Genomic DNA, 13484 nt, shown 5'->3' with positions numbered 1-13484 from the left:
ATACGTTATTTTATTGTTCACTCACTCTATCGAATTATTTGGTGCAGTGTTATAAGTACGGAGGTTCTGTACCTCGCCGCTTGAAAGAGAAAGATTTAAAGAGGAGGGAAGAGCTATGTTAACCAATATACCTTCTCAATATTTACTGATTGGTTCCACAGTGATGGCTTTTATAATGGGTGTTCTTGTGATGTTTGTTCGGATTCGTTCCCAAAAGAAGCCTGTTAATACAAAAAAAATCTTAATTCCACCTATTGCGATGTCCTCGGGGGCACTCATGTTTTTCTTGGAGCAATTTCGAGTAACGCCATTGGAAATACTGGAAGCTGCTGCAGTAGGAATGGTGTTTTCAACAGTCCTGATCGCTACATCCAAATTTGAAATTAGGGATAATGCAATCTATCTAAAGCGTTCGAAGGCTTTTTTCTTAATTTTAGTTGGGTTGCTTATTGTTCGTGTCATTATGAAGTTGGTTCTTTCCGATACATTCGATGTGGGAGAACTTGCGGGAATGTTTTGGATACTAGGTTTTTCAATGTTATGGCCTTGGAGAATTGCGATGTTAATGCAATATAAAAAACTCGAAAAAACCATGCTTGCTGCTTAGAAGAAAAAAGGGGTCACTCCATTTTCTAATCTATGCTGAGCAAGAATTCAATGGATAGATTTTAATGAAAAGCAGGCTGCCCAGAAGTTCTGGACAGCCTTTTTCGTATGTATAATTTTACTCAAAATAGTTTTCATAGGGACGAACATCAATGTCCATTTCATCAAGTTTTTTACGTAAAAACTTATGATCGCGTTTTGGCGTTGCCTGGATATACCCTCTGATCAATAAATCCTCCGATATGGATTTTGCTTTTTCCTTTAAAGCAAGTTCGCCAATCTTCCCGGCAATTTTCTCTTTGGCCACCTGGCGAAATAAATCAGGTACAGGACTAACTAATTCGTTCAGCAATTCCTTCGCATCATTATTCCATAAATGAATTGTTTGATCGATATAGTAGCTCTGCCAATCCAAATCCGATTTTCCGTCTTGTTTAGGCAAGGCCTTCAGGAACTTTCGGAACATGAAAAAACCGCCAATCCCCATTAATGTTATGAGAACGAATACCCAAAACAAGATAAACCATAAAAACCAACCTTCCAAGTTGTTCAAGCCATTCACCTCTTCACATTCACTCTCCCTTATTATAAAAGGATGTTGCAAAGTTTTCATTAGAAATTGTCCCTTATTTGGAAGAAAAATGATAGAAAGCTAGTTGAAGGGAAGAGTAAAACTTCAATTCCCTCAACGTTTTCACAATTTTGTATGATATTCTTAATTTTGTTTGGTTGTACATTTTTTAGTATTTCGATAAGATGAGAGAGGGAATAGAGGAGTTGAAGAGATGAAAAAGAAATCAGTGGGTCTGATCGGGTTACTATTAATTTCTGTTATTTTAAGTGCTTGCAGCAATTATAAATTTAAGGCAGAGACAGAATACACGATCGATGATTTCACGGCAACCGATCACCGCGGTGAAGAAGTGACTTTGGAAAGTTTAAAAGGGAAGCCTTGGTTGGCAATGTTTATTTTTACGAATTGTACAACCATTTGTCAGCCGATGACCTTTAATATGACGCAAATTCAGGAAGAGCTGGAGGAGCGCGGAGTGGAAGATTACAACCTTGTCGGCTTTAGTGTAGATCCTGCAACAGATACGCCGGAAGTCTTGTCTGAGTATTTGGGCCACTATAGTGTACCCGATGAGTCAAAATGGCATTTAGTAACAGGATATGATCAGGCTTGGATTGAGCAATTTGCATTAAATTCCTTTAAGTCTTTAGTGAAAATGCCAACAGAAGGAGACCAGGTCATTCATGGATCATCGTTCTATTTAGTTGATGAAAACGGAATCGCTGTAAAGAACTATACAGGCTACTCCGAGACGGAGGAAGGCGTTCCATTTGATACAATCGCGATTGATATGGAAACTTTGATTGAAGAGCGATTAGGCAAGTAAAATAGTAGGATGGAGCCAGGCTGAAACTGCCTGGCTCTTTTATTGCCACTAAAAATAGTGAAAGTCAATTTCAAGTGTAATCTTGAATATTTTTCGAGAGTTGGCAGAAAATAAATAAATCAAAAATGATTGGAGGTTGGAAGATGAAATCTGTGAAAGAAATTATGACAAAAACGATTAAAGTATGCGCTCCGCATGACACTGTAACTTCTGCTGCTAAAATCATGCGGGATATTGAGTGTGGCTCCGTACCGGTTTGTGAAGGGAAAAAGGTAGTCGGAATTATTACCGACCGTGATATTGTTATTCAAGCAGTGGCGGAAGGGAAAGATACCAATTCTGTCCATTGCCATGATTGCATGACAACGGATGTTGTGACTTGTTCACCAAATACCGATATTCATGAATGTGCACAAATGATGGCACAATACCAAATTCGACGCATTCCAGTGACAGAAAATGGCGATATCTTAGGGGTAGTGGCGATTGGAGACTTGGCGAAAGAAAATATTTATCTTAATGAGGCTGGATATGCGTTGAGCGAAATATCTGAGCATTCAAGGTTCGACCATTAAATGTAAATGAGTTGTTTCTCTTAGTGGTGAAAACGAAAATTAAAAGCATGGGGTGTGATCAAATCGTCCCCATGCTTCTTTTTAGAATTCTTTTCTTAATTGTTCGAAAACTTGTTTTAAATCCTCAATAATATCCTCTGCTTCTTCAACACCCACAGAGAAGCGAAGCAAGCGATCATCCACACCGCGGGCAACGCGTTCTTCGTAAGGAATATCCGCATGAGTCTGTGTAGCGGGATATGTAATGAAGCTTTCCACCCCGCCAAGACTTTCAGCGAATGTAATTAGTTGGATTCTTTGCAAAAATGGATTAACCATTTCTGCTTCCTTCACCTTGAATGAAAGCATGCCGCCTTTGCCTGTATATAAAACATCCGTTACAAGCGGCTCTGTTTTTAAATATGCAGCAACTTTCTTTCCGTTTAGATCGTGCTGTTTCAGTCGAAGATGAAGTGTTTTTAACCCACGTATGATTAACCAGCTATCCATTGGTGACAAGACCAAGCCCATTCCGTTATGAGCGAAAGCAAGTTTTTCACATAGTTCCTGGCCTTTGGCAACGACTAATCCAGCCAACACATCGTTATGTCCCGCAATATATTTTGTTGCACTATGTAAAACGATGTCCGCCCCGTGGTCGATTGGACGCTGGAAATAAGGTGTGTAGAATGTATTGTCTACAATGAATAATAACTTATGTTTTTTGCAGATGGCAGCAAACGTATCCAAATCGAATTCAATCATCAACGGATTTGTCGGTGTTTCAAGGAATATTGCTTTTGTATTTTCAGTAATTAAACCCTCAATTTCTTCGACAGAAGCAAAATAAACCGGTTTAATATTATAGGTTTCTCCAAATGTTTTTAATAGACGATAAGTACCGCCATAAATGTCATCTGGAACGATGATTTCATCGCCTGGTTTGAATAGGGATAGAATTAATTGAACTCCTGCCATCCCTGAGCTGCATGCATAACCTTGATCCCCGTTCTCTAAATCTGCAATCCCTTTTTCAAGCAACTCACGCGTTGGGTTTTTTGTTCTTGTATAATCATACCCTGTTGATTGGCCAATTCCTGCGTGCTTATATGCGGTAGACAAATAGATTGGCGGGTTGACGGCGCCCGTTTTAGGGTCACTTAAATTTCCTAGTTGAACAAGTTTCGTCTCAATTGAACGTTTTGTCACTTTTCCTCACTCTTCCTTTTTTAAAATACATTTCAAAACTTTTTGAATGAATCGATAATAACGATTATTTATTCAATTTATCATGTTAAAGTTTTGAAAACAACCGTATCATGGGAAAGTAGGGAAAAGAGATTAAAAATGATTAACGACCTACGATATTCTCTCTTGTTTTTTTAACAGGTCCCTGATTTCTTTTAGAAGTTCTTCTTTTGCATCCAACTCAGGTATAGGCTCTTCTGCAACTTCTTCTTTTTTCTTGAGATTTAACTTGGCCATCACCCGCAAAGCCATAAAAATGGAAAACGCGACGATTAAAAAGTCAATAATGGATTGTATAAAGGCGCCAAGCTGGATTTGTGCCTCTCCAATACCAAACATCAGGCTTTCCGTTAAGTCGATTCCGCCAGTCAACATTCCAACAATCGGCATAATGATAAAATCCACAAGAGCCGTTACGATTTTACCGAAGGCTCCACCGATGACTACTCCTATTGCTAAATCGAGTATATTGCCTTTCATGGCAAAATCTTTGAACTCTTTCCACATAAACATCATCTCCTTGATTTCAAATACTTAGTTAGTATAAAATAGGGCTTTCAAAGAATCTATCTTGCTATTATCGTAAATAATGGAGAAAAGAAAAAAGGATCGCAAATTGAGAATAAATTTCTACTATAGGTGGTCATATGGCGAAAAGCAAATCTAAAATATCAAAGAAACCTTTAATAAGTCCAAGTTTCAAACTGCTGTTAATTTTTTTATTAATCCCCATTTCGGTAACGGTATATTCGATGGTGTTTGTTACATGGAAGTCGATGAGCGATTTGCCGCTTGTTGGATTCTTGTCGCATAAGGAAAAGAATCAACTTCAAGAGAAATTGGACCTTCAAATCCCTGAAGAGTACATCCCCATCTATGTTACTGCAGGAGAAACATACGATGTACCATGGACATTGCTCGCTGCCCATCATCGCGTAGAAACTCGGTTTTCATCTATGAAAACACTCGTATCACCCGTTGGAGCGGAAGGGCACATGCAATTTATGCCTTGTACTTTTGTTGGCTGGAGCCATCCAACCTGCAGCGACTTGGGAAAGGGCGAGATACCGAAAAGTGACAAGACGGATCCTGACATTATCAGAAAATACGGTGGATATGGTGTGGATGCAAACGGTGATGGCGTTGCAGACCCTTTTAATCTGGAAGATGCGATTTACAGCGCGGCGAATTATTTATCACAATCGGGTGCATCGGATGGGGAGCTGAAAAAAGCGATTTTTCATTATAATCACAGCGAAGAATATGTAGATGACATTTTATATTACTATCATCAGTATGAAGAAATTAGTGATGACTTAGTAAAAGAAGCGTTCTAAAAAGAGGGTTTAGGACAACATAAAAAGCTCTATGGCGGTACCATAGAGCTTTTTACTGCTAAAATCTAAAGATTAAGTTGCTTTTCTCATCGATCTCATAATCAAGCTTACAATAAAGATCAGGACGATGGCACCGATTAAAGCAGGGAAGACGTAGAAATCAGAAACTTGCCAACCCCAATTTCCTAATACTGCACTACCAATCCAAGATCCGATAATTCCTGCCACGATATTACCGATAATTCCTCCAGGAACATCTCTTCCAATAATTACTCCAGCTAACCAACCTAGCACGCCGCCGATAATTAAATACCAAATAAAGCTCATCATAATTCCTTCAACTCCTTTTAATTATTAAAGCGTGTACTAACTTATTGCCCTAGAATTCAAAGTTTAAAACATATCTCACTGATTTTTTCAGTTAATACAGCTCCCATTACTAATATGTACATCTTTAAGTAAACAAATGCATAAAACGGATAGAATGTAGAATTGTCAGAATGAAATTTGGCCATAAAATGCACCAGATTGTATTCGAAGCTTATATTCAGCAAGAAAAAAGGGAAGCAATTATAATCTGAATAAAAAAATTCACAAAATGTTCAAAAAGTTTTGATTTTTTAAAATTCAAGGAGTATAATTCAATCAAGGAACAAATAAAAATTTAAGCAATGGGGTGTTTTGTATGAATATGATTATCATGAAAAAATTAAATCGACAAGCTTTGGTTGTTGTATCCCTTCACTCACTCATACTTTTAAACCTCACATTGGATTTACTGGCAATTAAATAAAAGCTGAAAAGTCTAGTATAATACTAGACTTTTAATTTTGAGCGCCGGATTCCTGGATATTTCCTAACTTTCAGGATGATATTAATCGGTAATCAAAAGAAATTAAAAAAAGATAAATTTTCAAAAAAGTTAATTTAAACAGAAAATTAATGCTTCAAGAGAGTATGTAAACGATTCCAAACCATTTTTTTGTTTTCAATAGTATAAATTGTTTGAAAAATTGGGTTGACGGCAATCGACTTTTTGTACTATGATATCAACTAATTTAACAAGTTCGTTCATTCGAACAATAGTTTGCTAGAAAAGTATAGATTGTATTACATTGATTTATTATGAATGCAATTTCATGAGGGGCGTTTCAAAAATGAGAAGTGACATGATTAAAGTAGGAGTTGATCGTGCTCCTCACCGTAGTCTTTTATATGCTACAGGAAAAGTGAAAGCAAAGGATTTAGGGAAACCGTTTATCGGTGTTTGCAACTCTTATATCGATATTATTCCGGGCCACGTACATTTACGTGAATTTGCGGATGTCGTAAAGGAAGCAATTATCGAAGCTGGTGGAATTCCATTTGAATTCAATACAATCGGTGTGGATGACGGAATCGCAATGGGTCATATTGGGATGCGCTATTCGCTTCCAAGTCGCGAGTTGATCGCTGACTCAGCTGAAACTGTTATTAATGCACACTGGTTTGATGGAGTATTTTACATACCAAACTGTGATAAAATTACCCCTGGTATGTTAATGGCGGCAGTGCGTACAAACGTGCCTTCCATTTTCGTATCGGGAGGACCGATGGAAGCAGGAACGTCTGCATCAGGTAAACAACTTTCGTTAACATCTGTTTTCGAAGGTGTGGGTGCACATAAATCAGGTAATATGTCAGCTGAAGAGCTATTGGACATCGAAAACAATGCTTGTCCTACATGTGGTTCATGTTCAGGGATGTTTACTGCAAACTCAATGAACTGCTTGATGGAAATGCTGGGTGTTGCTCTTCCTGGAAATGGAACAATCGTTGCAACAAGCGAGCAGCGACATGAATTGATTCGTGAAGCAGCAAAACAATTGGTTCGAATGATTAAAGAAGACATAAAGCCTAGAGATATTATTACAAAAGAAGCGATTGATGATGCCTTTGCATTGGATATGGCAATGGGCGGTTCCACAAATACCGTTTTACATACATTGGCAATTGCAAACGAAGCTGAAATCGAGTATGAATTAGAAGATATCAACAAAGTAGCGGCAAGAGTGCCGTATTTAGCGAAAATTATGCCTGCTTCGGATATCTCGATGGACGATATCAATAAAGCTGGTGGTGTGAGTGCCATTATTAATGAATTAACAAAAATTCCGGGCGCCATCCATCCAGATCGAATTACGGTTGCAGGCAAAACAATGGGTGAATTGGTTAAAGATCACCACATTATCGATGACAAAGTAATCCGTACCAAAGATAATCCTTATAGTGCTGTGGGCGGCTTATCCATTCTATTTGGAAATATCGCTCCGGAAGGGTCCGTTATTAAAGTGGGCGCTGTTGATCCATCCATTAAAACGTTTGTTGGAGACGCTATTGTGTTTGATTCGCAAGATGAAGCGCAAGCTGCCATTGATAATGGAACGGTTCGAGAAGGCCATGTTGTAGTCATTCGTTATGAAGGACCAAAAGGCGGTCCGGGTATGCCGGAAATGCTTGCGCCAACTTCGGCAATTATGGGACGCGGACTTGGTACAAAGGTTGCATTAATTACGGATGGTCGGTTCAGTGGCGCTTCCCGTGGCATTTCAATCGGCCATATTTCTCCGGAAGCAGCAGAAGGTGGGCCAATTGCACTAATTGAAAATAATGATAAAATTGTTATTGACTTACCAAATAGAACGATTAATCTAGATGTATCAGAAGAAGTTTTAGAAGAACGCCGGAAGAAGCTGACACCATTCCAGCCGAAAATTAAAAAAGGCTGGTTGGCAAGATATTCAAAATTAGTAACAAATGCTTCAAAAGGCGGAATTATGAAAATTTAATTCACTATCCTTAAATTTTCATGGTATAATAAAGAAAATTAGAAATAATAATATTATAACTATATAGATCTAATTCGATGATGAGGTAAAAGGTTATAGAGTCTTGTATCTACCAGAGAGTCGGCATTGCTGGAAGCCGATGATACAACTATAACCGACATCCCCTCGGAGTGAGCTATTAAACGCGTCAAGCAACTAGATAGCTCCGGGCATAATTCGAAATGCTCGTTATTAATGAATAGTGTGCTAACCTTGTTGCACTTTGAATTTTCAAATTATTTGAAAAGTTCATTGAAGGTTGGTAATTCCCACTATTCGCGAGGTAGCTTTTTGGCTATGAACAAGGGTGGTACCATGAAAGTCTTTTTCATCCCTACGCAAAGGTTTTGTTTGCGTTGGAGAAAAAGGCTTTTTTTATTTCATTGAAAATGTAAATTGTCCAAATATTTGTGATTTTAAAGGGAGGAGTTAACAAATGGCTGCCAATGTATCAACAAGCGAAAAAACAACAGATGCAAATGCAACTGCCCAAACGCTTGCGGAAGTAAATAATAAACCGAGAAACGGTGCTGACGTTTTAATTCAAGCACTACATGATCAAGATGTTGATATTGTCTTTGGATATCCCGGAGGTGCTGTATTGCATTTATACGATGCGATGTACAAAAATCCGATTCGCCACATCTTAACAAGACACGAACAAGGGGCTATTCACGCAGCGGAAGGGTATGCTCGCGTATTGAATAAACCGGGGGTTGTCATTGCAACAAGTGGACCGGGAGCAACGAATCTCGTAACAGGTATCGCGGATGCCATGATTGACTCGATTCCATTAGTCATCTTTACAGGTCAGGTAGCAACGGATGTAATTGGTTCGGATGCCTTCCAGGAAGCGGATATTATGGGAATTACAACACCGATTACGAAGCATAACTATCAAGTGCAAGATGTTAATGATATACCGCGAATTGTAAAGGAAGCATTCCATATAGCGAATAGCGGTCGTAAGGGTCCGGTATTGATTGACTTCCCGAAAAATATTTCCGCCACGATTTTTGAAGAGGCTTTGGCGGAAGCGAAAAAGGAAGAAGAAATATACTTGCCCGGTTATCAGCCGAATACAAAACCGAATTATTTACAAATTCAAAAAGCCATCCAGGCAATCACGGAAGCAAAAAAACCATTAGTTTTAGCTGGTGCCGGTGTTCTATTTGCAGATGCGCGTCAGGAATTGACTGAATTTGTCGAAAAATATAAATTACCTGTTATTAATACGTTGCTTGGATTGGGAAGCATCCACGGACAACACGAACTTTTCTTTGGCATGGCAGGGATGCACGGGGCGGCGGTTGCCAATGATGCAATCCAAAAATCGGATTTGATTATTAATATCGGTGCACGTTTTGATGATCGTCTGACAGGCGATACAAAGCTATTTGCACCTAATGCAAAAATCGTTCATATCGATATCGATCCTGCAGAAATCGGTAAAAACATCCCAACGGATATCCCGATTGTCGCAGATGCAAAAGAAGCTTTAAAAGCATTGCTGAAAAAAGATTTCCAAGGACCTGACGCAGCGGAGTGGCTTGATTATCTATATGCAAAACAAACAGATTGTCCATATTGGTACAATGAGGACCAAAATGAAATCCTGCCGCAGCAAATCATTGAAATGGTTCATTCCATCACAAGTGGTGATGCCGTAGTAACAACGGACGTCGGGCAGCATCAAATGTGGGCGGCGCAATATTACAAATTAAATCATGATCATCAATGGGTAACATCTGGCGGACTTGGAACAATGGGCTTCGGATTCCCGGCAGCAATCGGTGCACAATTTGCCAAACCGGATAAAAAAGTGATTTCCTTTGTTGGAGATGCCGGCTTCCAAATGACTTTGCAGGAACTTGCATTATTAAATGAGTTCAAACTGCCTGTAAAAATTGTAATCATTAACAATGGTGCCCTTGGAATGGTACGTCAATGGCAAGAACTATTCTATGATTGCCGCTACTCTCAAAGCTTGATGCCGATTCAACCGGATTTCGTAAAATTGGCGGAAGCTTATGGAGTTAAAGGTTACCGCATTAATACATTGGATGAAGCACAAGGGATTTTGGAAGAAGCTATAAATTCAGATGAACCCGTCGTGATTGATGCACGCGTTAAACAATTGGAAAATGTTTATCCGATGGTTCCAGCCGGAAAATCACTTGATGATATTGTAGGGGTGAAGAAATTTTGAAACGCGTAATAACGGTAACTGTGCTAAATCAAAGTGGCGTACTTAATCGAGTAACTGGCCTTTTGATGAAACGTCAATTTAATATTGAATCCATCACGGTCGGCCATACAGAACAACCAAACATTTCCAAAATGACATTTGTTGTTCAAGTAGCCGATGAAGTCAAACTTGAGCAATTGGTTAAGCAATTATCCAAGCAAATCGATGTTCTCAAGGTAAATGACATTTCTGAAAAATCGATTGTCCTGAGGGAGCTGGCATTGATTAAAGTAGTATCGCCGGCTAATCTCAGAAATGAAATGAATGCCATTGTAGAACCATTCAGACCGCAGATCATTGATACTTCGAAAAATGTTGTAACGTATCAAGTAGTCGGTCATCCGGACAAAATCGATGCATTTATTGAGTTGATTCGCCCATATGGCATTAAAGAGTTAACACGAACTGGCGTAACAGCATCCGTCCGTGAAACACAACCAATTGAAACACCGCAACTTTCTATTCTTAAGTAAGTTTGTCTTACAAGATAGTTAGTATATATTGGATAATGCGTTTTATGTGTTATCTACTACATTATAAAAATAGAACACAATCTTAGGAGGAAATGAAAATGACAAAAATGTACTATCAAAACGAAATTAACGAGGCACCTTTACAAGGAAAGAAAATTGCGATTATCGGTTATGGTTCTCAAGGCCATGCGCACGCATTAAACTTAAAAGAATCTGGTTATGACGTAGTAGTAGGTGTACGTCCTGGTAAATCTTTCGATCAAGCTAAAGAAGACGGTTTAGATGTAAAATCAGTTGCTGAAGCTGCTCAAGAAGCTGACATTATCCAAATCTTGCTTCCGGATGAAAGACAAAAACAAGTATATGAAGCAGAAATCGCTCCATATTTAACAACAGGCAAAGCGTTGATGTTCGCTCACGGATTCAATATCAACTACGGCCAAATCGTACCACCTGCTGATGTTGACGTATTCTTGGTAGCTCCAAAAAGCCCGGGTCATTTAGTTCGTCGTACTTACGTACAAGGCGCTGGAGTTCCTGCATTATTCGCTATCTATCAAGATGCTACTGGTCAAGCTCGTGACCTTGCATTGGCTTACGGTAAAGGAATTGGCTCTGCACGTGCAGGTATGCTTGAAACTACATTTAAAGAAGAAACAGAAACAGATTTATTCGGTGAGCAAGCAGTACTTTGCGGCGGTACAACAGAATTGATCAAAGCTGGTTTTGAAACATTAGTGGAAGCTGGATACCAACCAGAATTGGCTTACTTCGAAACATTGCATGAATTAAAATTAATCGTTGACCTTATTTATGAAGGCGGTATGGAAACAATGCGCTACTCAGTGTCAGACACTGCTGAGTGGGGAGACTATGTAACAGGTCCACGTCTAATTGATGCTTCAGTTAAAGCGCGCATGAAAGAAGTATTAGCGGATATCCAAGACGGTACTTTCGCGAAAGACTGGATCAAAGAAAACGAAACTGGCCGTCCACGCTACAATGAGTACAAAAAAGCGGGTGCTGAACATCAAATTGAACAAGTGGGAGCAAAATTACGTGAAATGATGCCTTTCATCAATGAAGGCAAGAAAAAAGTGGTGATCAAGTAGTGCGCAAGATTGATATATTCGATACAACGCTACGTGATGGAGAACAGTCGGCTGGTATTAATTTAAATACTGCAGAAAAAATCGAAATCGCAAAGCAACTAGAACGCCTAGGCGTCAGCATCATTGAAGCAGGATTTCCTGCTTCAAGCCCCGGCGATTTCGAAGCAGTCAACAAAATTGCGGGTACAGTGAAAAATTCAATTGTTACAGGTCTTGCTCGTTGTGTGCAAAAAGACATCGATGCAACCTGGGAAGCGATTAAAGTGGCGGAACAACCACATATTCACGTTTTCCTTGCCACAAGTCCAATCCACATGGAATATAAATTAAAAAAATCGCCTGACCAGGTATTGGAACAAGCGGTAGAAGCGGTAAAATACGCGAAAAAATTCTTCCCGCTGGTACAATGGTCTGCTGAAGACGGCTTCCGTTCTGATCGTGAATTTTTAGTTCGCATCATTGAAAAGGTAATCGAAGCCGGTGCTACAACAATTAACGTTCCGGATACGGTTGGATACGCTTCACCTCTAGAATATGGTGAACTTTTCAAATACTTGCGGGAAAATGTCCGCGGCTCGGAAAAAGTGAAGTTCTCGGCTCACTGCCACGATGATTTAGGAATGGCGGTTGCGAATTCCATTGCTGCAATTCAAAATGGTGCAGACCAAGTTGAATGTACGATCAATGGAATTGGTGAACGTGCAGGAAACGCGGCATTGGAAGAAATCGGTGTAGCGATGCATATCCGCAAAGATATCTACCAAGTCGAGACTGGGTTGAATCTTAAAGAAATTAAGCGCACATCTCAACTTGTTAGCCGTTTAACGGGTGTAGTGATTCAGCCAAATAAAGCGGTAGTAGGGAAAAATGCATTTGCCCATGAATCGGGAATCCACCAGGACGGTGTACTAAAACATAAAGAAACGTATGAGATTATTTCTCCTGAACTTGTCGGTGAAGGCGAGGTACCTTTAGTTTTAGGAAAACACTCCGGTCGTGCAGCATTCCGTGACCGCGCTGAAAAAATGGGCTTCGAGTTATCGGATGATAAGTTGAATAAAGCCTTCCAGGAATTCAAAAAGTTGGCTGACCGCAAAAAAGAAATCAATGAAGAAGATTTAATGACTCTTCTAACAGAACAACAAGTTTCAATAGAAGATGTAGCATTATATGAACTAAAATCTGTTCAAGTTTCTTATGGGACTGAAAATATTCCTACTGCAACTGCATCAGTCATCACTCCAGATGGCGAGCTTAAAACATTGGCTGCAACGGGTGCTGGATCAGTGGAAGCGATTTTCAATACATTGGAACAATTGGTCAATGCCACAGTCAACATCCTTGACTTCCGAGTGAAATCGGTTGGAAAAGGAAGAGATGCTTTAGGAGAAGCGGTTGTAAATCTTCGTTTCAACGGGGTTACATCTACTGGCCGTGATGCTTCACAGGATGTTCTTGAAGCAACGGCAAAAGCCTATCTAAATGCAATTAACCGTTATTTAATCCAGGAAAGCGTCCGCGGTAAACAACCAGTGGAAGCGAAACTTTAAAAAGTTCGAATGTTTAACATACAAACACCTTCACGGTGGCTTAAAATTGATTTTTATATGCTGTTTGCAAAGTAATAAATCAACAAAGG

Annotated in this window: 13 protein-coding genes; 9 read left to right on the top strand and 4 right to left on the bottom strand. The window is 39.4% G+C overall.

Going from position 1 to position 13484, the window contains the following annotated elements; translation table 11 throughout:
• The first annotated feature begins 115 nt into the window (after nucleotides 1-115).
• Nucleotides 116-607, top strand: coding sequence for a CcdC family protein (locus tag D1B33_RS05085; RefSeq protein WP_118875298.1), 492 nt, complete (start codon nucleotides 116-118; stop codon nucleotides 605-607).
• Nucleotides 608-724: 117 nt separating this feature from the next.
• Here D1B33_RS05085 and D1B33_RS05080 read toward each other — a convergent pair whose 3' ends face one another.
• Entirely contained in the window at nucleotides 725-1219 is a 495-nt protein-coding gene (locus D1B33_RS05080) for a DUF2621 domain-containing protein (RefSeq protein ID WP_118875297.1), read from the bottom strand.
• A 172-nt stretch (nucleotides 1220-1391) separates the two neighbouring features.
• Here D1B33_RS05080 and D1B33_RS05075 point away from each other — a divergent pair, with 172 nt between their 5' ends.
• Together D1B33_RS05075 and D1B33_RS05070 are read left to right on the top strand one after the other, a co-directional pair.
• Entirely contained in the window at nucleotides 1392-2006 is a 615-nt protein-coding gene (locus tag D1B33_RS05075; RefSeq protein WP_118875296.1) for an SCO family protein, read from the top strand.
• Between the two features lie 143 nt (nucleotides 2007-2149).
• Nucleotides 2150-2581, top strand: a complete 432-nt coding sequence (locus D1B33_RS05070; protein WP_118875295.1) for a CBS domain-containing protein — start codon at nucleotides 2150-2152, stop codon at nucleotides 2579-2581.
• Between the two features lie 81 nt (nucleotides 2582-2662).
• Here D1B33_RS05070 and D1B33_RS05065 read toward each other — a convergent pair whose 3' ends face one another.
• A complete protein-coding gene (locus D1B33_RS05065) occupies nucleotides 2663-3769 on the bottom strand; it encodes a methionine biosynthesis PLP-dependent protein (RefSeq protein WP_118875294.1) in 1107 nt (368 codons plus the stop codon).
• A 150-nt stretch (nucleotides 3770-3919) separates the two neighbouring features.
• Complete coding sequence (gene mscL / locus D1B33_RS05060) at nucleotides 3920-4315, bottom strand: large conductance mechanosensitive channel protein MscL (RefSeq protein WP_118875293.1); 396 nt, start codon at nucleotides 4313-4315, stop codon at nucleotides 3920-3922.
• A 140-nt stretch (nucleotides 4316-4455) separates the two neighbouring features.
• On the opposite strand from mscL, the gene D1B33_RS05055 reads away from it, so the two are divergent.
• Nucleotides 4456-5145 carry a lytic transglycosylase domain-containing protein gene (locus tag D1B33_RS05055; RefSeq protein WP_118875292.1) on the top strand — a complete coding sequence of 230 codons (690 nt, stop codon included), beginning with the start codon at nucleotides 4456-4458 and terminating at the stop codon, nucleotides 5143-5145.
• A gap of 72 nt (nucleotides 5146-5217) precedes the next feature.
• Here the strand turns inward: D1B33_RS05055 and D1B33_RS05050 are convergent, their stop codons facing one another.
• On the bottom strand, nucleotides 5218-5475 hold the full coding sequence (locus D1B33_RS05050) for a GlsB/YeaQ/YmgE family stress response membrane protein (RefSeq protein WP_118875291.1): 258 nt from the start codon (nucleotides 5473-5475) through the stop codon (nucleotides 5218-5220).
• Between the two features lie 827 nt (nucleotides 5476-6302).
• Here D1B33_RS05050 and ilvD point away from each other — a divergent pair.
• From ilvD to D1B33_RS05025, 5 genes are all read left to right on the top strand, one after another.
• A complete protein-coding gene (gene ilvD, locus D1B33_RS05045; protein ID WP_118875290.1) occupies nucleotides 6303-7973 on the top strand; it encodes a dihydroxy-acid dehydratase in 1671 nt (556 codons plus the stop codon).
• Between the two features lie 475 nt (nucleotides 7974-8448).
• Nucleotides 8449-10221, top strand: a complete 1773-nt coding sequence (ilvB, locus tag D1B33_RS05040; RefSeq protein ID WP_118875289.1) for a biosynthetic-type acetolactate synthase large subunit — start codon at nucleotides 8449-8451, stop codon at nucleotides 10219-10221.
• On the top strand, nucleotides 10218-10733 hold the full coding sequence (ilvN, locus tag D1B33_RS05035) for an acetolactate synthase small subunit (protein ID WP_118875288.1): 516 nt from the start codon (nucleotides 10218-10220) through the stop codon (nucleotides 10731-10733). The genes ilvB and ilvN overlap by 4 nt, the downstream gene beginning before the upstream one ends.
• Nucleotides 10734-10831: 98 nt before the next feature.
• Nucleotides 10832-11845: a ketol-acid reductoisomerase gene (gene ilvC / locus D1B33_RS05030; protein WP_118875287.1), complete on the top strand. Its 1014-nt coding sequence runs from the start codon at nucleotides 10832-10834 to the stop codon at nucleotides 11843-11845.
• Nucleotides 11845-13395, top strand: a complete 1551-nt coding sequence (locus tag D1B33_RS05025; protein ID WP_118875286.1) for a 2-isopropylmalate synthase — start codon at nucleotides 11845-11847, stop codon at nucleotides 13393-13395. Before ilvC ends, D1B33_RS05025 begins: the two co-directional genes overlap by 1 nt.
• Nucleotides 13396-13484: the final 89 nt, after the last annotated feature.

The organism is Ureibacillus yapensis, from assembly GCF_003515775.1.
Taxonomy (GTDB): domain Bacteria; phylum Bacillota; class Bacilli; order Bacillales_A; family Planococcaceae; genus Ureibacillus; species Ureibacillus yapensis.
Note: the sequence above shows the minus strand (reverse complement) of the source record. Positions and strands in the feature narration are given on the sequence as shown.